Source organism: Aeromonas sp. 62-46, from assembly GCF_001898585.1.
GTDB lineage: Bacteria > Pseudomonadota > Gammaproteobacteria > Enterobacterales > Aeromonadaceae > Aeromonas > Aeromonas caviae.
In genome coordinates, this window is record NZ_MKUI01000047.1 from 34,626 (window position 1) to 59,294 (window position 24,669).

A 24,669-nucleotide genomic window follows, 5' to 3' on the forward strand; every position below is an offset into this window, starting at 1 on the left:
ATTCATGCAGTTAGTCATTCGCGATGCCAACCAGGGCCCCTTTCTGACCCAGGTGCTGCGCTTTGGCCGCGACAACGAACTCTTGAGTCAGCAGCAGCTCGCCGCCATCAAGGGCAAGGCGGTGCTGATGAGCCTCAAATTCGCCGACAAGTACTACAACAAGTACAAGATGCACCTGCTGGAGCAGGCGGCCCACGACGTCATCGGCGTGGTGAGCCTCGGTCTGCAGGAGCTATCCCAACGGGATCCGGCCAAGGCACTGGCCCTGTTGCAGGCGCCGGAAGGCCCCATCAAGCCGTTCCAGAAGGGCTGGTCCATGCTCATCACCGTCAGCCCCAAGCAGGCTGGCAACAGCCTCTACGGTGACGTGGATGCGCGGCTCTTGGACAAGATCTCGAGCCCCCCCGATGTGGAGGAGTGGCAAGGGTGGCAGGAGTACGAGAAGGCGCTGACCGAGCACAACAAGAGCCGCCTGATGGAGCTCATCGACCAGCACTTCTTCGCCTGCGAGAGCGACCACCCCACCATGGAGGACAAGCTGGCCGAGGCGCTGCTCTACCGCATCCTCTGCGGCAAGGGCAGTGGCGCCGCCCCCCTCAAGGTGAAGCAGGATCTCAAGCGCAAGCTGGCGCGGGAGATTGAGCTCGACGAGGGCTGGTACGACACCGACTACCTCGCTGCTCAGCTCACCCTGATGCTGGGCGCGCTGCCCGCAGACATGGCCGCCGCCCTGCGTCAGGAGCTGAGCCCGGGCTTTGTGCCCAACCTCCTCCATACCCTGGGGTTTGTGCGCCAGTACCAGCAGTTGCAAAATGAGGGCGCCTCGCCGGAGAAGCTCGACAACATGGAGATGCGCGCCGGGATCCGCCACCCCCTGCTCGGCTGGCCCCTCTACCACGACTTCTGATGACGGGCTTTCCCCTTCACCCTGTCCCAACGCCCGGCTTGCCGGGCGTTGTCATCTTTGCAGCTCGCAGATGGCGGCGCCGACCCTATCGGGCAATGGTCCACATGGCGCTCTACATCCCGGTCTCCCGAAAATCGATCACCACGGGATAGTCGTTGCCACAGCCCGTCACCGTCCAGCGCTCCTGCCAGTGGCGACTGCCCGGCTCCCCCTCGGGAAGTTGGAGCACCACTGGCACGAAGCGCTCCGGCGCATCACACCCCTTGGTGGTCACCCAGGATGCGACCCCCACCATGGCATCCCGGATCAACTGCTGATTGGCCAGGGTACCTTCCTGCACGGGTTCACTCGGGCTGGCCTCGGCCTGGCACACCAGGGGGAAAAGCAACAGCAGGGCACAGGGTCTCATCACACCTCCAAGGGGTCAGTCAAAAAGTGGTTCGTTCGGGGCTTTCATCATGACCCGAAACGGCGCCAGACAAAAGAGGCCACCAGGGGGAAGCAGGCGCAGGATCCGGGGCGCGGTGGCGTGCACGCAAGTCGGACTACCTCCTAAGCGTCATTGGCCCACATTTTGTCAGGGATATAATGACTCCCCCATACAAGCCGCTGGGGAGCCAGACCGTGAGCAGAAAGCCGGACCGCATGACCGCCATGCAGCAGATCATCGACGCCGTGAAGGCGGAATTTCCGCTCTATCAACCGGATACCTTCAAATGCGGGCCGGACAACACCTGCATCGGCTGCCCCAAGAAGCTGATGGAGCTGGTGGATACGGACCTCTGCTACTGGCAATATCAGATCGATCGCGGCATCCCGCCCAGCTTCGACGAGCTCAACCGCTTCGGCAAGATGTGCAAAAATATCCGCCGGGCCCTGGTGCGCAATGGCCGCATTCCCGCCTGACGAGAAGCAACATGCTGCCTTCATCGGTTTTTTATGATGGTTTTATCCACCAGAATGAATCACCACCTTATTTAATGGCTAGGCACACCTTGTTCACCGCCTATCGTGCTGATGGCCGACGCAGGTTCATTGCCCCAAGGAACACAATATGACTCAGGAAAGCATCCAGACCCGCTACACGCTGGATCCCGCCCTTGCCAGCGCCACCGAACTGGAGCAGGTCATCGCCCGGGCCATCGAGGCCAACAAGCAGGACTTCTTCCCCCTGCTGGAGCGGCTGGTGGATGTGGGTGACAGCCGGGTCAAGCTCAGCCAGAAGGATCCCCTGCGGGTGCTGGGGGTGGAACTCGACGAGGCTCGCACCGGCGGCACTGCCCGCCTCGGCTACGAATCCAACTTTTCCGAGAGCTGCCGCCTTATCGACGAATACGACCAGCACCAGACCAGCGTGGCCTTCACCCTCGACGGGGATCAGCTCGTCTTCGATCTTGAGCTGCCCATCGAGTGGAACTTCGACAACTGAATTGGCGGCGGTGCCATTCCCCTGGCGTGTTGTACCCAGCGGCGCCCCTCTCCCCCCTTTCTGGTGTAGGGTTGTCTGCACAGCAACGGATAGACATCTCGAGGATCACCATGGGTGAGCATCAACCTACAGCAATGCCGGTATTGAATGACAGTGAGCGCCTTGGGCTCGAGCGCAAGAGCGCCGGGGATTTCCCCCTCTATCACCAGGATCCTCACACCCCGTCTGCCCGTGGCTGGGCACTCATCCTGCTGGGGGTCATCCTGGGGTTTGCGGCACTCTCCGCCCCCATCGACTTTTTCAAGACCACCTCAGGGGGCTTTGTGCCCGCCCTCCTGTTCCCTCTGATCCCTCTGGCCGTGCTCGCCATGGTGGCGGGAAAAGGGTGGCGCTCACTGTTTCGAACGCCGACGCGGCGGGATTGTCTCTTGATGCTGGCGATTACCGGCATCAACATACTGGTCTCAATCGCCGTTGCCATGGCCATGCAGCACCTGTTCCAGCTGAATGCAAACCCGGTCAACGCCATGCTGGCAGAGGCGTCCAATACGGCGCGCATCCTCTTTTATCTCAAGACGGCGCCCCAGCTCTTCGGCGAGGAGGTGATCTCCATCCTGCCTTTTCTGGCCATCCTCTGGTGTTGTCACCAGAAGCTCGGCCTGACCCGCAAGTCCGCCATCCTCATCGCCTGGCTATCGACTGCCCTTATCTTCGGAGCCCTGCACCTGCCCACTTATGACTGGAATTTTCTGCAATGTTTTCTGGTGATCGGCACGGCCCGCATCGTGCTGCTCAGTGGCTACATCATCACCAAAAACATCTGGGTATCGACCGGCTCACACATCATCAACGACTGGCTGCTGTTTAGCCTGATGCTGCTTGGCAGCCACACAGGCACCTGATGCACGCAATAAACAGGCTGGCCATGGATAGAGAGAGCCGTAGGCGTGCCCGCAGCATGGCGGCAGCCTGTTTTCGCGAACGTCTGATTACGCTTCGCTAATCAGACCTACGGCCTCCCCTCACCCTGACCCTCTCCCAAGGGGAGAGGGGATCAGCGCCTGCCAACCTGTAGCCATAGCTGTCACTCCATTTAAAAATTGCTGCGATCTGGGCTCCCTTCTCCCCTTGCGGGAGAAGGGTCGGGAATGAGGGGGATGTAACTTAGACTTCTCTTATATTTATCAACTCTGTATTCAAGAACCATTCAACGCTAGACATAAAATAGACTTAGATCACGATGAACCTCACCTTGGTTATGATATCGTGCTTATATATTAATTCTTTATTTTTATACTTCGTCATTAAAATTGTCATGCGATGCAGGATGAGAGCGCTTATTGAGGAGCGAATGAAAGTGGCAACTGAAAGGATTTTTTTATTACTGTCATTGTTAATTTTATTGATCAGCCCTGCTCATGCCAAAAACTGCAAAAAGGGACAGCCATGCGGTAACTCATGTATTTCATGGAGTAAAACATGCCGTATAAACACGTATAGCCACCAATTGGTGGCCCCATCTACCTCATCCACATCAAAGGTCTATGAAAGAAAAGAGACAAGCTTGAAGTCGGGTAATGTGCTTGTCAGATATGTTATCCCCTCGAAATTAAATGTTCGTGAAAAGCCAAACACATCATCATATATAGCGACACGACTTATAAAGGGTGATTTTGTTTTGCTATATAAAGTGGAAGGGAAGTGGGCCTATATCAGTAAGAGAGGAATTCATGGATGGGTAAAAGATGAATACCTGTCTTTATCTCCTGTTACCTGATTTAGAAAAGAAAGGAGCGATCTGATCGCTCCTTTTTGTTGGTAGTTAGCCTTTACCCTTCCTGATTTTCCCCGGCTACCGGATCGGCGCCGACGACGGTTTCAATCTCGATGCGATCCACGCGCTGCAAACCGCGGGGCAGCTTGGCGCCACGGCGGCCGCGCTCGCCACGGTAGTAGTCAAGGTCAGACGGTTTGAGGGTGAGCTTGCGCTTGCCGGCAAACAGGGTGACCGACTGGCCTTGCGGGATGACGGCGGCCATCACCACAAACTCCTCCCGCGCCTTCACGCGAGCAGAGGGGATGCTGATGAGCTTGTTGCCCTTGCCCTTGCCGAGTACCGGCAGGGTGTTGAGCGGGAACAGCAGCATGCGCCCCTCGTTGGAGATGGCCATGCAGAGATCCGTGTCCGGCGCGCCTATCCTCTGGGGCGCCATGACGATGCCCCCTTCCGGCACGGTCAGCAGCGCCTTGCCGTTCTTGTTCTTGGCCGTCAGGTCATCGTATTGGCAGACGAAGCCGTAACCGGCGTCGGAGCAAACGAGGTACGGCTCGCCCTCGTTACCCATCACCAGATGGCGCACCTCTTCACCGGCCCCCAGCGCGAAGCGACCGGTGAGCGGCTCGCCCTGACTGCGGGCAGAGGGCAGGGTGTGGGCCTCCAGCGAGTAGGTTCTCCCCAGGGTGGAGAGGAACACCGCCTGCTGGTTGCTGCGGCCATGGGCGTGGGCCAGATAACCGTCCCCCGCCTTGTAGGAGAGGCCCTCCACGTCCACGTCGTGGCCCTTGGCGGCGCGCACCCAGCCCTTGTCGGAGAGGATCACGGTCACCGGCTCGCTCGGTGTCAGCTCCTTCTCGGTCAGGGCCACGGCGGTGGCGCGCTCCACCAACGGGGTGCGGCGATCGTCGCCGTACTTCTCGGCGTCCGCCAGGATCTCTTTCTTGAGCAATGTGCTGAGACGGCGCTCGGAACCCAGGATCAGTTCCAGCTTGTCGCGCTCTTCGGCCAGTTCATTCTGCTCGGCGCGCAGCTTGAACTCTTCGAGCTTGGCCAGGTGGCGCAGTTTGAGCTCGAGGATCGCCTCGGCCTGGGTCTCGCTGATGTTGAAACGCGCCATCATCACCCGGCCCGGCTCTTCCTCGGTGCGGATGATCTCGATCACCTCGTCGATGTTGAGGTAGGCGATGAGCAAGCCTTCGAGAATGTGCAGGCGAGCCAGCACCTTGTCGAGGCGATACTGCAGGCGGCGGCGCACCGTCTCACGGCGAAAACTCAGCCACTCGGTGAGGATGGTCTTGAGGTCTTTCACCTGGGGCCGGTTGTCCAGACCCAGGATGTTGAGGTTGACCCGGTAGTTCTTCTCCAGATCCGTGGTGGCGAACAGGTGGGCCATCAGCCCCTCTACATCCACCCGGTTGGAGCGCGGCACAATGACCAGACGGGTCGGGTTTTCGTGGTCCGACTCATCGCGCAGGTCGGTCACCATCGGCAGCTTTTTCGCCACCATCTGGGCAGCAATCTGCTCCATGATCTTGGCGCCGGAGGCCTGATGGGGCAGCGCCGTGATGACGATGTCGCCATCTTCTTCGCTCCACACCGCCCGCTGCTTGATGGAGCCCTTGCCGGTTTCGTAGATTTTGCGGATGTCATCGCGGGGCGTGATGATCTCGGCGTTGGTCGGGTAGTCCGGCCCCTGCACATGGGCCATCAGGGCATCCAGGCCGGCATTGGGGTTGTCCAAAAGCTCCACGCAGGCGTGGGCCACTTCCCGCGCGTTGTGGGGCGGGATGTCGGTCGCCATCCCCACCGCGATGCCGGTCACCCCGTTGAGCAGGATGTGCGGCAAGCGGGCGGGCAGCACCACGGGCTCTTTCATGGTGCCGTCGAAGTTGGGCGTCCACTCCACCGTGCCCTGGCCGAGCTCGGAGAGCAGCAGTTCGGAGAAGCGCGACAACCGCGCCTCGGTATAACGCATGGCGGCGAAGGATTTGGGATCGTCCGGCGCACCCCAGTTGCCCTGACCGTCCACCAGCGGGTAGCGGTAGGAGAAGGGCTGGGCCATCAGCACCATGGCTTCGTAACAGGCGCTGTCGCCGTGGGGGTGATATTTACCCAGCACGTCACCCACGGTACGGGCGGACTTCTTGTGCTTGGAGAGCGCCGACAGACCCAGCTCGCTCATGGCGTAGATGATGCGCCGCTGCACGGGCTTGAGGCCGTCGCCGATGTGCGGCAGGGCCCGATCCATGATGACGTACATGGAGTAGTTCAAGTAAGCCTGTTCGGTAAAGGTGCGCATTGGCTGGCGCTCTACCCCGTCCAGACTGAGCTCGATGGCATCACTCATGTGATTATCTCTTTCGGTTCGGGAGCTGGTTGGCGCTCTACTTCATCCAACAGACTGAGCTCGATAGCATCACTCATAAGGTTGTTCTCTTGCTATGGCACGCCCTCAGAGGGCACGCCGGAAATGCGGGTCGGCAGGGGGCCGACGGTGAATCACAAGACCCCCTCCCAACCTCCCCCTCCCCTTGCGAAGGGGAGGGCCGGGGGGGGTACTTGCGACTCGCTTTAGATGATGGCGAGGTTGCCCTTCTCTTCCAGCCATTCGCGGCGATCACCGGCGCGCTTCTTGGCCAGCAGCATGTCCATCAGTTGCAGGGTCTCGTCCCCATCTTCCCCTTCTGCCCCTCCTTCCGCGCCCATGGTGAGCTGCACCAGGCGGCGGGTGTTGGGATCCATGGTGGTTTCCCGCAACTGCTTGGGGTTCATCTCACCCAGCCCCTTGAATCGGGTCACCATCACCTTGCCCTTCTTCTTCTCAGCCTCGACCCGTTGCAGCACGCCGTTCTTCTCGTCCTCGTCGAGGGCGTAGAAGACCTCCTTGCCGATGTCGATACGATAGAGGGGCGGCATGGCCACATAGACATGGCCCTTCTCCACCAGCGTGCGGAAGTGCTTCACAAAGAGGGCGCAGAGCAGGGTGGCGATGTGCAGACCGTCCGAGTCCGCATCCGCGAGGATGCACACCTTGCCGTAGCGCAGGCCACTGAGGTCGTCGGAGTCGGGGTCGAGCCCGATCGCCACCGAGATGTCGTGCACTTCCTGGGAGGCGAGCACCTGACCGGCCTCCACCTCCCAGGTGTTCAGGATCTTGCCGCGAAGCGGCATGATGGCCTGAAACTCGCGATCCCGCGCCTGCTTGGCACTGCCGCCCGCGGAGTCACCCTCCACCAGGAAGAGCTCCCCCTGCATGGGATCGGCGCAGCCGCAGTCGGTCAGCTTGCCGGGCAGGGCCGGGCCCTGGGTTATCTTCTTGCGCACTACCGTCTTGGCGGCGCGCATCCGGCGCTGGGCGCTCGAGATGCAGAGCTCGGCCAGCTGTTCGGCCAGCTCGGTGTTGCTGTTCAAGTAAAGGCTGAAGGCATCCTTCACCACGCCCGACACGAAGGCCGAGCTCTGGCGGGACGACAGTCGCTCCTTGGTCTGGCCGGCAAACTGCGGGTCCTGCATCTTGATGGAGAGGATGTAGGCGCAGCGATCCCAGATGTCTTCCGGGGTCAGCTTGACCCCGCGGGGCAAGAGGTTGCGGAACTCGCAGAACTCACGCATGGCGTCGAGCAGCCCCTGGCGCAGGCCGTTGACATGGGTGCCACCGAGCGCGGTGGGAATGAGGTTCACATAGGATTCGGCGAGGCACTCGCCCCCTTCCGGCAACCAGCACAGGGCCCAGTCCACCGCCGACTGCTCGGAGCTGAAAGAGCCGACGAAGGGCTGCTCCGGCAGGCAGGTGAACTGCTTTACCGCGTCGATGAGGTAATCCTTGAGGCCGTCTTCGTAGCACCACTCAAGCTTGATGCCGGTGTTCTTGTCGAAGAACTTGATGGTGAGGCCCGGGCAGAGCACGGCCTTGGCTTTGAGCAGGTGCTCGAGCTTGGAGACCGAGAAGCGCGGCGAATCGAAGTAGCGCGCCTCTGGCCAGAAGCGCACCCGGGTGCCGGTGTTGCGACGGCCGCAGGTGCCTGTGATGGTCAGCTCCTGCACTTTCTCGCCACGCTCGAAGGCGATGTCGTAGACCTGGCCGTCCCGGCGTACCGTCACCTCGACCCGATCGGAGAGGGCGTTCACCACGGAGATCCCCACCCCGTGCAAGCCGCCGGAGAACTGATAGTTCTTGTTGGAGAACTTGCCCCCCGCGTGCAGCTTGCAGAGGATCAGCTCCACGCCGGAGACCCCTTCCTCCGGGTGGATGTCCACCGGCATGCCGCGACCGTCGTCGATCACCTCGAGGGACTGATCCTCGTGCAGGATCACCTCCAGATTGCGGGCGTGACCCGCCAGCGCCTCGTCGACGCTGTTGTCGATGACCTCCTGGCCGAGGTGATTGGGCCGGGTGGTGTCGGTGTACATGCCGGGGCGGCGACGCACCGGTTCAAGGCCATTGAGGACCTCAATGGCATCCGCATTGTATTGAGTGGACATGGAGGGCCTTGCGAATTGACGTTTGGGGGGAATCTTACTCGCTGGGAGGGCCCGGGACAAATGGGGCGCTCGCAAAGGGTGATCCAGAGGGGCTCCGGCCTCCCCGCCCGGGATCAGGCGAGTTCCCCGGGCAGGGCCTGCACAAGCTGGGAGAGGGAGCAGTGGAGTCGCCACACCAGCCCCGCCAGAGCCCGGGCCGCCGGGTCTGCATGTTCCCCCAGCCCCTGGCTGATGCGGTCCAGCTCCGCCAGGGTGCGCCCCAGGGTCTCGTGCTGCACGCCCCCTTCGGTCAGAATGCCTTTCAGGCAGCGCAGACAGCCGTCCCGCACCAGATAGAGGGCCGGATCCCGGCTGCGCCAAAGTCTGAGCTGCCAGACGATGTGGCTGCAATTGAGCAGCACCACGCCCCAGCGCAGCACCCAGAGCCGGGCCCCCTGATCCTGACTCTGGCTGAGCTGGCTCACCGCGTGATAGACCCGGGATTCAAACTCCCCCTCGCTCTGATGCGGGGCCGGGGCCAGCTGGTCCACGAAATCCCGCCGCAGACGATGCATCAGGCGGCGGCTCTTGCGCCGATCCGAGCTGGGCCTCAGAAGCTGGAACGCCAGTCCGGCACTCATCACCCCCAATGCCTGCGCGAGGCTGCTGTTGACGAAGGCGAGGTAGTCGTAGCTCGGCGGATTGGTGATGGCGAGGAAGGAGCCGAGCAGCACGATGAGCTGGCCCCAGAGCGCCGCCCCCTGGGGTCGCTGCAATTTCAGCAGTTGCAGGGTGATGAGAGCGGGGAACAGCAGGGCGCAGAAGATCCAGAAGTCGTCGATGCGGATCATCAGCCCGAACTTGACCCCGAAGCAGATAAAGCTGAGCAGCACGATGGCCTTGAGCATGGTCTGGGCCCCCTTGGCCGGGGCCGGGGTGGCGGAATAGAGCACGCAGCAGATGGCGAGCAGGGTCAGGGCCGCAGCGCCCGCATCCCACTGGCTGTGGATCCAGAAGGTGCAGCCCAGCATCACGCAGAGGAAGGTACGCCCCCCGTTGTAGGCCGCCTCCAGGCCGTCGGTGTGGCGGGTCAGAGAGCTGTGGCGCGGCGGCGCCGGCCACTCCTGGCCATCGTGGCGGGCCAGCCTTTCCAGCCAGCGCTGACACTCCAGGTAGCTCCAGCAGAAGTGGCGCAGCCGCAGCCAGAAGGCCTGACAGCGATAATCATCCCCCGAACGGGCCACGAAGGGCGCCATCAGGCGGGCAATGCGCAGCTTGTCGCAGCCCCCCTGTCCCAGCTCCCGCAGCACGGCGACCAGCATGGGGGCCGGGTCGACGGCGTCCTCTGGCCAGTGTTGCAGCATGCGGCGCAGCCCCGAGATGAGGCTGACCATCCTCAGCTGGCGATGGAGCAGATAGTTCAGCAACTGGTTGTGGCGGCGCAGGCGGTGGTGGCTCCAGACTGCCTGGATGCGCAGCACGTTCAGGGTGAGGATCTGACCGATCACCCCCTCGTGGGCGGTGCGCACATCGGCGCCCGTCTCCCCGAGCCAGAGCAGCTGGGCATGTTCCAGCAGCCGGGTCTGGCTCTTGCCAAGGGAGTCCAGCAGGGTCTCGCCATCGGAGAAACTCGGCAGGATCATCATCATCAGGCCGCCGCAGAGGATGCCGACGATCACCTCGCTCACCCGGGCCTGGGCGATGTCGAAGATATGCTGCGGGTCGGTCAGGTTGACGCAGGAGAAGGCGATGATGGCGGCGGTATAGCCCGCCAGGGCGAAACCGTAGGAGACGTTGTTCTGATGGTGGTTGGAGATGTAGGTGCAACCCCCCAGCCAGAGGGCGATAAGCAGGCTGAAGAGCCAGGGATCACCGATGCCAAGGCCGGTGATCATCACCGCCGCCATGGCGCCGATGAGGCTGCCCACCACCCGCCCCAGGCTCTTGCTGATGACGCCCCCCACGGTGGGAAAGCTCACCACGGCGGCGGAGGTCATGGCCCAGTAGGGAGAGTCGAGTTGCAGCACGAACGCCAGCCAGAGCGACAGGCACATGGCCAGGGCATTGCGCAGGGCGTAGCGCCACTGTCCGCCGTTGGCCTTGCCCCAGGGGGTCTGGCGCCAGAGCGAGGGGATCACTCTAGTCCCCTATGGTGATGGTACAGGTCGTGCCCGCGATCAAGACCAGATCCGGGGGAATCGCCAGCAGCCTGATCCGCACCGGCACCCGCTGGGCCAGACGCACCCAGGGCACGTTCGGCTTGACGTCGAGCAGCAGCCCCTCACTGCCTTCCAGGCTCTGATCGTGAATGGCGCGCCCTATGCTTTCCACCTCCCCCCTGAGTACCCGATCCCCGCTGTAGAGCACCACCTCGGCCGGTTTGCCGGGGGCGATGTGCCTGAGCTTGGTCTCTTCGAAATAGCCCTGCACATAGAAGGAGTGGGTGTCTATCAGGGCCACCAGGGGCACCCCGGCGGTGGCGTAGTTGCCGACCCTGGCCTGCAGGTTGGTGATGTAGCCGTCGCTCGCAGCATGGACCTCGGTCCGGGCAAGGGACCATCTGGCCTGCTCCAGATTGGCCTGGGCCACCTCATAGGCCGCCTTCATCGCCTGGGCATTGAGCCTGGATTCATCCACCGCCTCGGCGGAGATGACGGTGCGGGAGAGGCTCTGGCGACGGTTCGCCTCGTGCTCCGCCTTGTCGAGATCCGACCTGGCCTTGGCCAGGGCCGCGCTGGCGTTGTCCAGCGCGATGCGATAGGGCTCGGGATCCAGGGTGAAGAGCAGCTCCCCCGCCTTCACCAGCTGGTTGTCCTTGACCCCTATCCTGACGATCTTGCCCGACACCTGGGGCGTGATGCTGACCAGCTCGGCCCGCACCTTGCCATCCCGGGTCCAGGGCCCCTGCATGTAGTCGTTCCACAGCCACCAGAGCGACACCAGCGCCAGGGCAAAGACCAGCAGGGTGGAGAGGTATTTGAGGGTCGCGAGGGGTGATTTAGCCATGTAGCAATATCCATAGGGCGCCGCTGACGGCGAGGATGAAGAGGGAGAGATCCATCAGCAGGGGGTGCCAGACCTCGCCGCCGTAGAGCCAGTCCCGCAGCAGATGGTGCAGCGGCAGCCAGCCCAGCAGGCCGAGCAGCACGGCCTTGAACAGGGGCGGAAAGTAGAGCGAGGACCCGAGGATCAGATCCGGCAGCGCTGAAGCAGTCGTCACGGGTGTGCCCCCTGTTGGCAGAGATGGAATGAAGAGAGAGGCCGGGGTCCGCCGGGAGACGGACAGGGCAAGGTTAACACAGCCATTGCGGGGGCTACACAGGCAGATGACCCCCTGAGGCGTCGTCACGGGAGTGGCACGACAACGCCTCGCCCGTCCTCCCCGCCACTCGTCGGGGCAGTCACCTCGCGTTCAATCGGCTACGGTATCTGCCGGGTGATGCACCCCGTCCCGGGTCGGCACCTCTCCCAGATCGAACGGGTTGACCCCCTCCAGACAGGCGAGGTTGTAGCCATATTCCGCCGGATTGGATCGGCGCTGGTGATGGGTGTAGATGCCGCAGACGCTGCAGAAGTAGTGTTTCGCGGTGCGGGTGTTGAACTGGTAGCAGCGAAGCGCCGCCTCCCCTTGCAGGATGCGGATGCCGGACAGCGGCACCGAGGCGACGATGGCCCCTCGCCGCCGACAGAAGGAGCAGTCGCAGCGGCGCGGATCCACCACGCCATCCGGCAGGGTCAGCTCCAGCACCACGGCGCCGCAGTGGCAGCTCGCCTTGTGTTTCTTCTGGATGGGGGTATTGCCGATGCGTGTGATCATGCTGCCTCCTTGCCGCAGTGTCAGGCTGCGAACCGGTTAATCGAACAGGGTATCCCCCCGCCCCTGCGACAGATGGTCATGCAGGGTGCGCAACTGGGACGCCACCACCCGGTGGCGGGAGAGTTCGGGCAAGGCGTCGATGGGGAAGTACCCCGCCCCTTTGGTTTCATCGGTGTCGGTAAGCAGAGCGCCGCCCGTCACCTCGCACAGGAAGAAGGCCTTGTGGGCGTGGGGCAGCTGCGGGGGATGGGGATGCTTGAGCTTGTCGAACAACGCCAGCAGCTGCACCGCCCGACAGACGAGGCCGGTCTCCTCCACCACTTCACGCACCACGGCGTCCGCAGGCGAATCGCCGACATCACACCAGCCACCGGGCAGAGTCCAGCAGCCGTCGCTGCGCTCCTGCACCAGCAGGACATGGCCCGCGTCGTTCTGAATGAAGGCCCGCACATCGAGCTTGGGGGTGGGATAGCCGCTGTCGAGGGCAATCCAGTCGCCGATGGCGTCGGGGGCCAGCTCGCTCTGGCTGGCGATGAGCGTCACCGTGGCCGCTCGCAGCGCCTCGAAGCGGGCGATGTCGAAGGGATCGCGGGAATAGGTGAGCCCCGCCTGGGCCGTGGCCAGCACCTGTTCGAGGAAGGCGGCCAACGGCGGCTGCACGGCTAGAGCCCGAGGAAACGGACGATCTGGGCGGGGTAGCGCTCGAAGCCTGTGAAGGCGTGATCGCCGCCGCACTCCAGGGAGAGACGGGCAAAGCGGTATTCGTCCAGCGCCTTGCGATAGTCGAGCACCTCGTCCTCCTGCTGTTGCAGCACCCAGAGCCGCTCGGGAGCAGTCACCGGCACCGCCAGCGCTCTCAGCTCGTCCATGTGTCCGGGCAACAGTTCATAGCGTTCGCCGCTGTAGGGGTTGGTCTGGGGGCCGAGGTAGTCGCAGAGCAGCTCGTGGGGGCGCACCGCCGGGTTGATGAGGGCGGCGCGGCAACCGTATCGCTCGCTCACTCGCGTGGCCATGAAGCCACCGAGGGAGCTGCCCACGGCGCCCAGTCGCAGGGCGCTGCCGTGGCGGGCCTTCAGGTCGGCGATGGCCTGCTCGATGGCAGCCCAGGCGGCCGCAGGGGTGTTGGGCTGGGCCGGGATCACCACCTCGATATCGGGCCTGTTCTCTGCCACCCAGGCCGCCATCTGCTGCGCCTTGGCCGAGCCGGGGGATGAATTGAAACCGTGCAGATAGAGCAGGACGGGCTTCATGGCAACGCCTCAGTAACCGGTGGCATTGGGGTCGGGCACGAACTGCCCCAACGGCAGGCGCCACACCTGACTCGCCACCCGGCCATCCGGGTGCAGGGTGAGATAGCGCCAGCCCGGGCCGGATTCGTCCAGTGCGAAACCGTCGGAGAGCGGCTTGAACTGGATGCAGGTAGAGGGGCTGGCGATGAGCCGCACTCCGTGGTGCACCTCGTCAAACTCCTGATGGACGTGGCCGAACAGGATGGTCTTCTGCTGCGGGTGGCGGGCCAGCACGGCGAACAGGTCGTCGGCATTCTTGAGGTTGTGCTGATCCAGCCAGGCGCAGCCCACCGGCACCGCCTGATGGTGCAGGGCGATGAGGGCATGGCGCTCGGGATGCTGGCGCAGGGCCTGATCCAGGGCCGCCAGCTGGTGATCCCCCAGCACCCCGTGGGGTTTGCCGCGCACCTGGGTATCCAGCAGGATCACCTGCCAGTGCTCCCCCACCAGTTGCTTGGCCTCGCTGATGCCGGCCGCATGGAGGTATTCGGTCATCAGGGGGCCGTCGTCGTGGTTGCCGGGCAACCAGTAGATGGGGCGAGCCAGGGGCGCCATCATGGAGGCGAAGCGCTGGTAGGACTCCGGGCTGTGATCCTGGGAGAGATCCCCGGTGGCGAGGATGAGATCGAACGGGTGCTCGTTGGCCTGCACCCGCTCCAGCACGGCGGCCAGACTCTGCGCCGTGGGCACGGCCAGCAGCCGCCCCTCGGCACTGGCGAAGAGATGGGTATCGGTAATCTGTAACAGGCGCACACTGCCGTCCGGCGCCTGAGGTAGCTCTGTTTCCAAAATCACGCTTCTTTTTTATGGGTTCGACTAGAGGATGTTAATCAGGCTGGTGCCGTGTTTGAGACAAAATCTCAACCAATCGGCCAAGAATAGATTTACCTGCTCCTTTTCATCCCTGTGATGCATTTTTTGATTGGGATAATCATAACGTGGTTGCAACATTGAAATCTGTTGCGCCGCACACACTTCCGCCATTCGCACATCATGATACAAACGAATCTCTATCCGGGCTTGCAAGTAGCTCGGCAATTCGGGGTTGTGCTGGGCCAGGATCACCTGGCTGGTGAAGCGGCTCTCCTCGGTCACCGTGAGCTGGAACTGCAGGCCGTTGCCGACCTGATAGCGGCGCTCGGCACCCACGCTGCCGCCAGGCGGCAACAGTTTCATCAGCGCCATGTAATTGACCTCGCAGGTACGCTGCAAGGACATCAAATCAGGCACATAGCGCTTCATCGGGCTCTGGACTAATGACATGTCGCGGCTCCCTCAATCAGGGTCCATGAAGGGTGGACCCACTGCACAGTGTTCCAGTCGGACACAGGGCACCTGACCCGGGTCTGAACGAGCGTCACCTCAGCGCCCCGCCAGCCAGCGTGCCCGCAGCTCGCCGTGATTCAGGGCCAGCCACTGCAGGGCGATGACGGAGGCGGCATTGTCGATACGCCCCTCTTTGAGCCAGGCATAGGCCTGCTCGCGGCTCACCACGTGGACCCGGATGTCTTCCCCCTCTTCCGCCAGACCGTGGATCCCCTTGGCCTGACTGGCATCCACCTCGCCCACGAACACCTCGATGCGCTCGGTGCTGCCACCCGGGCTCACCAGATAGCTGATGGCGTGTTCGCAGCGTCCCACCTCGATCCCTGCCTCTTCCACCGCTTCGCGCCGCACCACTGCCTCGGCGGTCTCCCCTTCATCGATGATGCCGGCCACCAGCTCCAGCAGCCAGGGGGTGGCGCTGGTCTCCATGGCACCGATGCGAAACTGCTCCACCAGCACGATCTCGTCTCGCACCGGATCATAAGGCAGCAGGGCGGCGGCATGACCACGTTCGAACAGTTCCCGGACGATGGGGGCGTTCCAGCCACCGGCAAACAGCCTGTGTTGCAGGCGGTAGACATTCACCTTGAAGAAGCCATTATATCCAGCTGATTTTTCAATGATTTTCACATCATCGCTGGAGTAGTGGCAGGTTTGAGGCAAGGCTTGCTGTGACATTCGAGACTCCTGCCAGCTTGACTTGGCTTGGTTTGACCATAATATTCGGGGGCATGAATGAACATTCATTCACTCGCTCTCGCCGACGATGAGGGAAGGATTTTAGCAGCCACAGGGCATTTGGCTAGGCGCGTTGCCGAGAAAACTCGCCCCGGACCTTGACGTTTCCGCAGCTGGAAAAGAGACAGTTCGCAATGAAATCTGCTTATAGTAGAGTGGTTAAGCTGAAATCAAGCTTGGTCGGTGACAATCCCCCCTTCATCCAGCGGACAGCTTTGGGTTGATACAAAAGGTTAAAACTATCATATGAAAAGAACACTCTTGTCAGTCATGGTGATGCTGGGTGTGAGCGGCGCCGCTCATGCCGAAAACCTGCTCGATATTTACCAACAGGCCCAGATCAAGGACACCCAGCTGCTGGAATCCAAGGCCAAGCGGGACCAGGCCTTCGAGAAGATCAACGAATCCCGTGCAGCCCTGCTGCCCCAGATCAACCTGGGCGCCGGCCTGAACTACCTGCAAAACAAGAACGACACCATGACCAACACGGGCGCTACCGGCTCCGTGACCCTGGATCAATCCATCTACCGTCGCAGCAACTGGGTCAACCTGGATCTGACCGAGAAGAGCGCCACCCAGTCCGACGTGGCCTACAACCTCGAGTACCAGAACCTGATGCTGCGTACCGCCCAGGCCTACTTCGACGTGCTCAAGGCCATGGATACCCTGGAATTCGTGCGTGCCAACAAGACCGCGGTCGAGCGTCAGCTTGAACAGACTCAGCAGCGCTTCGAAGTGGGCCTGACCGCCATCACCGACGTGCACGAAGCCGAGGCCGAGCGCGATCAGGCGCTGGCGGACGAGATCAATGCCGAGAACACCCTGGACAACAGCTACGAGAGCCTGCGCGAGCTGACCGGTATCGACCACCGTCAACTGGACGTGCTCAACACCGATCGCTTCAGCCCGCAGAAGACCGCGTTCAACTCCGACAAGTGGCTGGAGCTGGCCCTGGACAAGAACCTGGAGCTGCACAGCGCCCGCATCGGCAAGGACATCGCCAAGGAGCAGATCGATCTGGCCAAGACCGGTCATGAACCGACCCTGGATCTGGGCGCCGGCCTGAACGCCGGTTACAACGATTACAAGGACGAGATCCGCAACCCCGAGAGCAACAGCAATCAGGGCAACATCGGCCTGAACTTCAAGCTGCCCATCTACACCGGCGGGGCCACCACCTCCCAGGTCAAGCAGGCACAGTTCAACTACGTGGCCGCCAGCGAACAGCTCGAGCGCAGCTTCCGCTCGGTGCAGAGCACGGTCCGCTCCTCCTACAACAACGTGAACGCCAGCATCGGCTCGGTCCGCGCCTACAGCCAGTCCGTCATCTCCGCCGACAGCGCCCTGAAAGCGACCGAAGCCGGTTACGAGGTGGGTACCCGCACCATCGTCGACGTGCTGGACTCCACCCGCAAGCTGTATCAGGCCAAGCAGAAGCTCTCCGAGGCCCGCTACAACTACATCCTCAGCATCCTCTCCCTCAAGCAGGCCGCCGGCATCCTGGAGCAGAAGGATCTGGAAGAGGTGAACCAGGGTCTGATGCCCGCCGCCCAGGTCACCAAGAAGTCCTGAGCCATGCGCACACCATGAGAAAAGGCGACCCCGGGGTCGCCTTTTTCATCTCTGTTCGCCGCTGGAAGTGCGTTGGTCGGGGCCTGCCAGGCAGCGGCCATGTCACCGACCCGGCAGCCCCATCAAAAAACCCGGCCTTGGCCGGGTTTTACGCTTATCCGCGTTCGCGGATGGTCTTGATGATGTCGGTGGTGGAGCAGCCGTCCTCGAAGTTCAGCACTCGCACCTCGCCGCCATTGGCGGTCACCTCGGCGTAACCGGCGATCTCTTCGGGCTTGTAGTCGCCCCCCTTGACCAGGAGGTCTGGCAGGATCTCGGCGATCAGACGCTGGGGAGTGTCTTCGCTGAAGGGGACCACCCAGTCCACGGCACCCAGGGCCGCCAGCACAGTCATACGGCGCTCGGTCGGGTTGACCGGGCGACCCGGCCCCTTGAGGCGACGCACGGACTCGTCGGTGTTCACCGCCACGATCAGGCGATCCCCCAGCTTGCCCGCATTGGCCAGATAGGAGACATGACCCGCGTGCAGAATGTCGAAGCAGCCGTTGGTCATCACCACCTTCTCGCCGCGCAGACGGGCGGCCTGGACGGCCACCTTGAGCTGGGCCTCGGACATGACGCCAAAGCCGGTCTCCTGCTCGGTGTAGAGGGCGTTGGCCAGTTCCACCGGGCTCACGGTGGAGGTCCCCAGCTTGCCGACCACGATGCCGGCGGCGGTGTTGGCCAGGGCGCAGGCCTCATCCAGACTCTTGCCTGCGGCAAGGGAAGTCGCCAGGGTGGAGATGACGGTGTCACCGGCACCGGTGACGTCATAGACCTCGTGGGCCTGGGCCGGCAGGTGCAGCTCGGGCTGCCCTTCGCGGATCAGGGTCATGCCGTTCTCGGAACGGGTGACCAGCAGGGCGTCCAGCTCGAAGCGCTTGACCAGCTCCAGCCCCCTGGCGACCAGGTCTTCCTCCCCCTTCACCTTGCCCACCACGGCCTCGAACTCGGACATGTTGGGGGTCAGCAGGGTGGCACCGCGGTACTTCTCAAAATCGGTCCCCTTGGGGTCGACCAGCACGGGGATGCCGGCGGCGCGGGCACGCCGGATCATGCCGGGCACATCGTTGAGGGCGCCCTTGCCGTAGTCGGAGAGGATCATCACGTCCGCCTGGGGCAGCGCCTGCTCCACCTTGCCCATCAGCAGGCTGGCATCCACGTCGTGGAAGGCCTCTTCAAAGTCCAGACGCAGCAGTTGCTGGTTGCGGGACAGCACCCGCAGCTTGGTGATGGTCGGATAGTCGGTCAGGCGCACGAAATCACAAGCCACCTTGACCCCGGCCATCTGGCTGGCGAGGGCATCGGCGGCTTCATCCTGACCGGTCAGGCCCAGCAGCACGGCCTGGGCGCCGAGGGCGGCGGAGTTGAGCGCCACGTTGGCGGCGCCACCCGGACGCTCCTCGATGTGCTCGACCTTGACCACGGGGACCGGTGCCTCGGGGGAGATCCGGCCGGTAGGGCCATGCCAGTAGCGATCCAACATGACATCGCCAACGACCAGGATGCGGGCTTTTTCAAACTCGGGCAGGGTGATTTTCATCTGTATCGGCTCTCAAAACCTGAAAAATTCAGCGGCCGATTTTATCACACTCTTTTCCGGGGCGTGAAAAAAGCACGGCCCTGCCCCCTGACGCCCCCTCTGACCAGATGACGGCGATTCGCGCCCGCCCCCGCTTTTCGGATAGAATCCTCGACATGCGAGTGACCGCATCCGCGCCGGGCCACCCCACACAGGCCCCCCGGTTCGGTCGGACTCCCCCCTTTGCCTTTGCGAACAAGAGACTCTTCATGGCCCAAGAACACGCTCCCCGCCTCGAACCCCGTCTGTTCCATCCCCGTTACTGGGGGAGCTGGCTGGGCCTCTCCCTGCTCTGGCTGCTGGTGTTGCTGCCCTGGCGCAGCCAGATGTGGCTGGGCCGCCAGCTCGGCACCCTGGCCCGCAAGCTGCTGAAATCCCGCGTCAAGATTGCCCGCCGCAACCTGGAGCTGGCGATGCCCGAGCTCAGCCGGGATGAGCGCGAAGCCCTCCTGGTGCAGAACTTCGAGAGCGTGGGCTGCGCCATCTTCGAGGTGGGCATGGCCTGGTTCTGGCCAGACTGGCGGATGCGCCGCCTGATGAAGGTGGAAGGGGAAGAGCACGTCATCAACGCCATGGAGAAGGGCCAGGGGATGCTGCTGCTCTCCTGCCACTTCCTGACGCTGGAGCTCAATGCCCGCTGCTTCGGCCTGGTGCGCCCCGGGGTCGGTGTCTATCGCCCCAACACCAATCCGGTGCTGGAGTACGCCCAGTACCACGGTCGCTGCGCCTCCAACAAATACCTGGTGGACCGGATGGACGTGAAGGGGATGATCAAGGCGCTGCGCAACGGCGACGCCCTCTGGTATGCACCGGATCACGACTACGGCAGCCATGCCAGCGTCTTCGTGCCCTACTTCGCGGTGGAGCAGGCCGCCACCATCACGGGGACCGCCACCCTGGCCCGGGTGAAGAACACCGTCACCCTGCCCTGCTACAACATCCGCACCCGGGAGGGCTACACCCTGCATATCGGGGCCCCGCTCGCGGACTACCCGAGCGGTGACGACATGGCGGATGCCAGCCGCGCCAATCGCGAGATTGAAGCCGCCGTGCGCAAGGCGCCGGAGCAGTACATGTGGCTGCACCGCCGCTTCAAGACCCGCCCCAATCCGGACGATCCCGGCTACTACTGATGCCCTCCCGCCCCGTCGACCGGGCAAGTCCAGACGACAGGACAGGATGGCACCGCGCCCCATGAAAAAGCCCTCGCACTGCGAGGGCTTTTTTGTTGGCTGCCAGCGTCTGCCTTACTGGCGGATCAGGCGGTAGATGGCGTAGCCGGGGTGCTTGGCGTCATCCATCGGCAGGGTGGACTGGTACGACAGATCCGCCCCCGCCAGGGCCTTGGCCTCGTCGGTCGGCGAGGAGTAGAGGCGCACGTCCACGTTGGCGGGCAGGGCCTTCATGTGCCAGTTGTTGTTGGCCGCCGGGCTGAAGCCAGCCGGGTTGTCCGCAGACTGGGCCTTCAGGTACTGGGCGATGATCTCCCGCGTCTCGAAGGGATCTTCATGGACGATGTTGCTGCCGTCGATGCCCGGGAAGTGGCCGCCGCCGCTGGCGCGGTAGTTGTTGGTCACCACGTAGAACTTCTGGGCCGGGTCCACGGGCTGGCCGTTGAAGGTGAGGCCGCTGATGCGCTGGCCGTCGCTCACCTTGACCCCGTCCTTGCTGTAGCGGGCCGGCTGGGTGATGTCCACCTCGTAGTTGACCCCGTCAATCACATCGAAGTTGTAGGTGGGGAAGCTCTCGTTCACCAGCCACTGCACCCCGGTCTTGCCGGTGTCGATCTGGTTGAACTGGCCGGCGCTCATCTCCAGCCACTCCTTGACGGTGGCCCCGTTCACCTCGACCACCTGCAGGGTGTTCGGATAGATGTAAAGGTCGGAGACGTTGCGCAGGGAGATGTCACCCTGGGCCACATAGGTGAAGTCGTTGATGCCGTTGCGACCGCCACGGAAGGGGGCCGCCACCGAGAGGATGGGGTAGGACTCCTTGAGCAGGCCGTCTTGTTGCAACTGCTCCGCGTGGCGGCGCTGGGCATCGCTCACCAGCTGCACCGAGGGGTCGTCCTGCACCAGGGCGAAGAAGCTGTGGATGGGGGAGGTGATCTTGCCGAGCGGCTCGTCCAGCCACTGGTTGGTGGCGTCGTGGTCGGCCTGTACCAGGTCCACCACCCGCTGATCCACCGCACTGCCCTCGCTGGCGTCAATTTTGCGCAGGCTGGCCTGGCTCTGCTTCACCTGCCACTTGCCGTCCACCTGCTCCAGCTTGAGGTCGATGATGCCGAGGTGGTTGCCCCAGTAACCGGGCATCACGGTGGGGATGCCGCTCAGGGTGCCAGCCTGGTTGTCCACCTCCGGCAGATCCGGGAAGTCCCCGGGGAAGTTCTTGTGGGCGTGGCCCAGCATCAGGGCGTCCACCCCCTTCACCTTGGCCAGATGCCAGGCGGAGTTCTCCATCATGGCCTCGTAGCTGCTGGCATTGATGCCGGTGTGGGCCACCACCACCACGATGTCGGCGCCCTTGGCGCGCAGCTCGGGCACATAGTGATTGGCGGTCTCGACCATGTCGGCCACCACCACCTTGCCCTCCAGATGACGCTTGTCCCACTGCAGCACCTGGGGCGGGGTCAGACCCAGGATGCCCACCTTGACGCGCTGGCGCTGACCCTTGTCATCGGTCACCTCGCGCTCCAGCAGCAGATAGGGGGTGAACTTGTTGCCGCTCCAGTCAATCTGTCCCTTGGCATCGCGCTTGAAGGCCCCCGCCTCGAACACGTTGGCGTTCACATAGGGGAAGTCGGCTCCCGCCAGCACCTTGCCAAGGTAGTCCAGGCCATAGTTGAACTCGTGGTTGCCCAGGTTGCCCGCGTCGTAGCCCAGCTCGTTCATCGCCTTGAACACCGGGTGCGCCTGTTTCTCGAGGTAGCCGGCACCGGACTGCTCGAAGATGTAGTCCGCCAGCGGCGTGCCCTGAATGAGGTCACCGTTGTCGAGCAGCAGGTTGTTGGGGTTCTCGGCGCGGGCGGCGCGGATCAGCAGGGCGATGCGGGAGAGGCCGAACTTGCGATCCTCCTTGTTCTGGTAGTAGTCGTACCCCAGCACGTTGGAGTGGATGTCGGAGGTCTGGATCAGGCGCAGGGAGACGGTCCCCGGCTGCGCCTTGCTGTCATTCTCGTTGCTGCAGGCAGACAGCAGCACGATGGCGGCAATAGCCCCCAGCTTCATGGTGTTATTCACTGTTTTTTCCCTTTTATTATGAGTAACGCTTTACCAGCGCCGGGAATTTAACAGACGAATATGTCAGCAGATGGCACCGGGACTCATTTTTATGAAGCCCGGCACAAAAATAGCCTCATGAGGCCGATATGGCACCCAGTGCCAACTTGGCCGCCAGCACCAGCATGATGAGACCTACAACAAGATCAATGGCTTGCTGCACCCGGCCCCGGGCAAGCCAGGGGGAAAGCGCCGCCGCCCCGAACGCCAGTCCGTAGAACCAGACCAGAGAAGCCAGCATGGCCCCCGCCGCGAAGGCGGGTCTGAGCTCCTCGGCAAACTGGCTGCCGAAGGAGCCAAGCAGCATCAGGGTATCCAGGTAGACGTGGGGATTGAGCAGAGTGACTCCGAGGGTCATGGCCAGCACGCTCTTCACCCCCATCAACCGGGGCGAGTCCGCCAGGGCCGCCTCCTGGCCGCGCCAGGCACTGCGCAGGGAGCGCACCCCGAACCAGCCGAGGAAGAGCACGCCGCCCCAGGTCAGCAGGGCCAGGCCGATCGGGCTGGCCGCCAGCAAGTTGGCCCCGCCGAATACCCCGATGCCGATCAGCACGAGGTCGCACAGGCAGCAGAGGGTCGCCGTCAGCAGGTGGTGATTGCGGTGAATGCCCCGGCTCAGCACGAAGGCATTCTGGGCCCCGATGGGGATGATCATGGCAAGGCCGAGGGTAAAGCCTTGCAGGGTGGTGGCGAACATGGGGATGCGTTCCTGTGAAAGAGAGAAACGCACTATAAGGGGGCGCGGGCAATCAGAGAAATTCATTCATTTTCTGATGCATTCATAAAACTGATGAAAACCGGGCCGAAACCACACAAAGAAGGTTGTCAATTGCAGGATCTGACAATTGTGGGGTCACAGCCCCGCCCCGAGAATCGGCGGCAGGATGGGACGGCGCAGGACAGCGGTGATGACGACAGAGGGGATGCCAGGCGACGAGCCGGTGCCGCCTTGCCTGTATTCACTGCAGCAGGGAGGGGAAGTTGGTGACCACCACCTGCTCCAGGTTCGGCAGCAGGATGCCGCTGCTCACCCCCTTGGCGATGGCCTGGTAGCGGTTCATCGACCCCGTCTTGCGGGTGACCTGATTGAGGTGGTAGTTCACGGTGCGCTCCGTGATGCCGAGGATGCAGGCGATCTCCCCCGATGTCTTCCCTTCGCTGGCCCAGAACAGGCACTCGGTCTCCCGCTCCGTCAGGGGCTCCTGGGGATCGTCCTCCCTCATGCTCTGGCGCACGATCCGGATCGCCGCCTCGAAGATGTAGTTGGACATCCAGGAGAGGATGGGCGAGGACTCCAGCATCAGATCGCTCGACGCCCGCTCCCGGGTGATGAAAGAGAGTATGCCGTTCTCCCCCGCCGCCCCGTGCAGCGGGAACGAGATGCCGTTGCGCAACCCGAATTCCGCCGCCAGCCCCATCACATCCATGCTCCCCTCTTGCAGGAAGCGCGCCTTCTCGTCCAGCCGGTTCCAGTAGATGGGCAGGGTCTGCCTGCGGGCGAGCTGGATGATGGGATCGCAGGCCAGCATGTTGTTCAGGGTGTAGGCCTGTACCCAGGAGTCGGGGCACTGGTTGAACAGCACCACCTTGGGCCTTTGCATCGACATGGGCAGGATGAGGGCGAAGCGGTAGTAGTCGTAACCCATTCCCAGGGTGAAGCGGCCGATGAGCTCGGACAGCCGGTTGCCATCGGTCACCAGCGTGAAATGTTCCAGGTACTCAAGCAGTTGGTCGCGTGTCATAGGCAAGCCTCCCCTGGCCAAGGCCTTGGATTATAGCGCCTAACCATGAAATGGAGAGACATGAATGCTTGTTTTCAAAGGAAAATTGAAAGAACACCCCAGATGGGAGGTCGAAAACGAGCTCTACCGATTTCGCAACCGCGTCTTCTCCGATCGACTCGGTTGGGACGTGGAATCCCGCCGTGGCCTGGAGCGGGACAACTTCGACAAGCCCGACACCCACTGGGTGCTGATTGAAGACAAGCAGGGGCTGTGCGGCTGCATCCGCCTGCTCAGCTGCGCCCAGGATTACATGCTGCCCAGCATCTTCCCCACCGCCCTCGCTGGCGAAGCCCCCCCGCGCGGCAACGACGTGTGGGAGCTGACCCGCCTCGCCATCGACGCCGACCGGGCCCCTCGCCTGGAGAACGGCATCAGCGAACTCACCTGCGTCATCTTCCGCGAGGTGCTGGCCTTCGCCAGGGAGCAGGGGATCCGCGAGCTGGTGGCCGTGGTCAGCCTGCCGGTGGAGCGCATCTTCCGCCGCCTCGGCCTGCCCATCGAGCGCCTCGGCCATCGCCAGGCGGTGGATCTGGGGGCCGTGCGCGGAGTCGGCATCCGCTTCCACCTGGACGAGCGTTTCGACCGCGCCGTCCATCGCCCCCTGCAGGGCCATTACCGGCCGGCGGGGGATGCTCTGCTCGCCGTCATCTGAGCAAAAAAAGTCCCGGGA

The 24,669-nt window shown here is 62.9% G+C and carries 24 protein-coding genes; 8 read left to right on the top strand and 16 right to left on the bottom strand.

The window, feature by feature from the left end; genetic code table 11:
• The first annotated feature begins 4 nt into the window (after positions 1–4).
• Positions 5–907, top strand: a complete 903-nt coding sequence (atcC, locus tag BGO64_RS14080; RefSeq protein ID WP_286700875.1) for a cold adaptation protein AtcC — start codon at positions 5–7, stop codon at positions 905–907.
• A 112-nt stretch (positions 908–1,019) separates the two neighbouring features.
• Here the strand turns inward: atcC and BGO64_RS14085 are convergent, their stop codons facing one another.
• Entirely contained in the window at positions 1,020–1,316 is a 297-nt protein-coding gene (locus BGO64_RS14085; protein ID WP_286700876.1) for a hypothetical protein, read from the bottom strand.
• 245 nt (positions 1,317–1,561) lie between these two features.
• Here BGO64_RS14085 and BGO64_RS14090 point away from each other — a divergent pair, with 245 nt between their 5' ends.
• The 4 genes from BGO64_RS14090 to BGO64_RS20830 all read left to right on the top strand — a co-directional run bounded on the left by BGO64_RS14090 (position 1,562) and on the right by BGO64_RS20830 (position 4,113).
• Positions 1,562–1,813 carry a hypothetical protein gene (locus BGO64_RS14090; RefSeq protein ID WP_039039818.1) on the top strand — a complete coding sequence of 84 codons (252 nt, stop codon included), beginning with the start codon at positions 1,562–1,564 and terminating at the stop codon, positions 1,811–1,813.
• A 148-nt stretch (positions 1,814–1,961) separates the two neighbouring features.
• Positions 1,962–2,336, top strand: coding sequence for a hypothetical protein (locus BGO64_RS14095; protein ID WP_043152954.1), 375 nt, complete (start codon positions 1,962–1,964; stop codon positions 2,334–2,336).
• 110 nt (positions 2,337–2,446) lie between these two features.
• Positions 2,447–3,238: a CPBP family intramembrane glutamic endopeptidase gene (locus BGO64_RS14100; protein ID WP_286700877.1), complete on the top strand. Its 792-nt coding sequence runs from the start codon at positions 2,447–2,449 to the stop codon at positions 3,236–3,238.
• 449 nt (positions 3,239–3,687) lie between these two features.
• On the top strand, positions 3,688–4,113 hold the full coding sequence (locus tag BGO64_RS20830) for an SH3 domain-containing protein (protein WP_216944995.1): 426 nt from the start codon (positions 3,688–3,690) through the stop codon (positions 4,111–4,113).
• Positions 4,114–4,165: 52 nt separating this feature from the next.
• Here the strand turns inward: BGO64_RS20830 and parC are convergent, their stop codons facing one another.
• The 11 genes from parC to nudF all read right to left on the bottom strand — a co-directional run bounded on the left by parC (position 4,166) and on the right by nudF (position 15,684).
• A complete protein-coding gene (parC, locus tag BGO64_RS14105; RefSeq protein ID WP_286700878.1) occupies positions 4,166–6,460 on the bottom strand; it encodes a DNA topoisomerase IV subunit A in 2,295 nt (764 codons plus the stop codon).
• Positions 6,461–6,684: 224 nt separating this feature from the next.
• Complete coding sequence (gene parE / locus BGO64_RS14110) at positions 6,685–8,595, bottom strand: DNA topoisomerase IV subunit B (protein ID WP_286700879.1); 1,911 nt, start codon at positions 8,593–8,595, stop codon at positions 6,685–6,687.
• Between the two features lie 113 nt (positions 8,596–8,708).
• A complete protein-coding gene (locus BGO64_RS14115; RefSeq protein ID WP_286700880.1) occupies positions 8,709–10,712 on the bottom strand; it encodes an FUSC family protein in 2,004 nt (667 codons plus the stop codon).
• A gap of 1 nt (position 10,713) precedes the next feature.
• Entirely contained in the window at positions 10,714–11,580 is an 867-nt protein-coding gene (locus tag BGO64_RS14120; protein ID WP_128345308.1) for an efflux RND transporter periplasmic adaptor subunit, read from the bottom strand.
• Positions 11,573–11,815: a DUF1656 domain-containing protein gene (locus BGO64_RS14125; RefSeq protein WP_128345316.1), complete on the bottom strand. Its 243-nt coding sequence runs from the start codon at positions 11,813–11,815 to the stop codon at positions 11,573–11,575. Before BGO64_RS14125 ends, BGO64_RS14120 begins: the two co-directional genes overlap by 8 nt.
• 171 nt (positions 11,816–11,986) lie before the next feature.
• Positions 11,987–12,391, bottom strand: a complete 405-nt coding sequence (locus BGO64_RS14130) for a GFA family protein (RefSeq protein ID WP_039039754.1) — start codon at positions 12,389–12,391, stop codon at positions 11,987–11,989.
• Between the two features lie 36 nt (positions 12,392–12,427).
• The gene (locus BGO64_RS14135) at positions 12,428–13,051 is read right to left on the bottom strand and encodes an NUDIX hydrolase (RefSeq protein ID WP_128345306.1); all 624 of its coding nucleotides are present in this window, start codon (positions 13,049–13,051) and stop codon (positions 12,428–12,430) included.
• A gap of 2 nt (positions 13,052–13,053) precedes the next feature.
• The gene (locus tag BGO64_RS14140) at positions 13,054–13,641 is read right to left on the bottom strand and encodes a YqiA/YcfP family alpha/beta fold hydrolase (RefSeq protein ID WP_041214383.1); all 588 of its coding nucleotides are present in this window, start codon (positions 13,639–13,641) and stop codon (positions 13,054–13,056) included.
• A gap of 9 nt (positions 13,642–13,650) precedes the next feature.
• Complete coding sequence (gene cpdA / locus BGO64_RS14145) at positions 13,651–14,469, bottom strand: 3',5'-cyclic-AMP phosphodiesterase (protein ID WP_041214382.1); 819 nt, start codon at positions 14,467–14,469, stop codon at positions 13,651–13,653.
• Positions 14,470–14,496: 27 nt separating this feature from the next.
• On the bottom strand, positions 14,497–14,943 hold the full coding sequence (locus BGO64_RS14150) for a DUF1249 domain-containing protein (protein ID WP_039039758.1): 447 nt from the start codon (positions 14,941–14,943) through the stop codon (positions 14,497–14,499).
• A 99-nt stretch (positions 14,944–15,042) separates the two neighbouring features.
• Positions 15,043–15,684 (bottom strand): ADP-ribose diphosphatase, encoded by a 642-nt coding sequence (gene nudF / locus BGO64_RS14155; protein WP_010672772.1) that lies wholly within the window; start codon positions 15,682–15,684, stop codon positions 15,043–15,045.
• A gap of 306 nt (positions 15,685–15,990) precedes the next feature.
• Here nudF and tolC point away from each other — a divergent pair, with 306 nt between their 5' ends.
• Positions 15,991–17,316, top strand: a complete 1,326-nt coding sequence (gene tolC / locus BGO64_RS14160) for an outer membrane channel protein TolC (protein ID WP_029313618.1) — start codon at positions 15,991–15,993, stop codon at positions 17,314–17,316.
• Between the two features lie 154 nt (positions 17,317–17,470).
• Here tolC and hldE read toward each other — a convergent pair whose 3' ends face one another.
• Entirely contained in the window at positions 17,471–18,898 is a 1,428-nt protein-coding gene (gene hldE / locus BGO64_RS14165; RefSeq protein ID WP_039039759.1) for a bifunctional D-glycero-beta-D-manno-heptose-7-phosphate kinase/D-glycero-beta-D-manno-heptose 1-phosphate adenylyltransferase HldE, read from the bottom strand.
• Positions 18,899–19,146: 248 nt separating this feature from the next.
• Between hldE and lpxL the strand changes: the two genes are divergently transcribed.
• A complete protein-coding gene (lpxL, locus tag BGO64_RS14170; protein WP_010672769.1) occupies positions 19,147–20,070 on the top strand; it encodes an LpxL/LpxP family Kdo(2)-lipid IV(A) lauroyl/palmitoleoyl acyltransferase in 924 nt (307 codons plus the stop codon).
• Positions 20,071–20,184: 114 nt separating this feature from the next.
• Here lpxL and BGO64_RS14175 read toward each other — a convergent pair whose 3' ends face one another.
• The 3 genes from BGO64_RS14175 to BGO64_RS14185 all read right to left on the bottom strand — a co-directional run bounded on the left by BGO64_RS14175 (position 20,185) and on the right by BGO64_RS14185 (position 23,957).
• The gene (locus BGO64_RS14175; RefSeq protein ID WP_286700943.1) at positions 20,185–22,164 is read right to left on the bottom strand and encodes a bifunctional 2',3'-cyclic-nucleotide 2'-phosphodiesterase/3'-nucleotidase; all 1,980 of its coding nucleotides are present in this window, start codon (positions 22,162–22,164) and stop codon (positions 20,185–20,187) included.
• Positions 22,165–22,291: 127 nt separating this feature from the next.
• A complete protein-coding gene (gene lysE, locus BGO64_RS14180) occupies positions 22,292–22,912 on the bottom strand; it encodes an L-lysine exporter (protein ID WP_042015435.1) in 621 nt (206 codons plus the stop codon).
• Positions 22,913–23,174: 262 nt separating this feature from the next.
• A complete protein-coding gene (locus BGO64_RS14185) occupies positions 23,175–23,957 on the bottom strand; it encodes a LuxR family transcriptional regulator (protein WP_010672766.1) in 783 nt (260 codons plus the stop codon).
• Between the two features lie 64 nt (positions 23,958–24,021).
• Here BGO64_RS14185 and BGO64_RS14190 point away from each other — a divergent pair, with 64 nt between their 5' ends.
• Positions 24,022–24,651 (top strand): acyl-homoserine-lactone synthase, encoded by a 630-nt coding sequence (locus BGO64_RS14190; RefSeq protein WP_029313613.1) that lies wholly within the window; start codon positions 24,022–24,024, stop codon positions 24,649–24,651.
• The last annotated feature ends 18 nt before the right edge of the window (positions 24,652–24,669 follow it).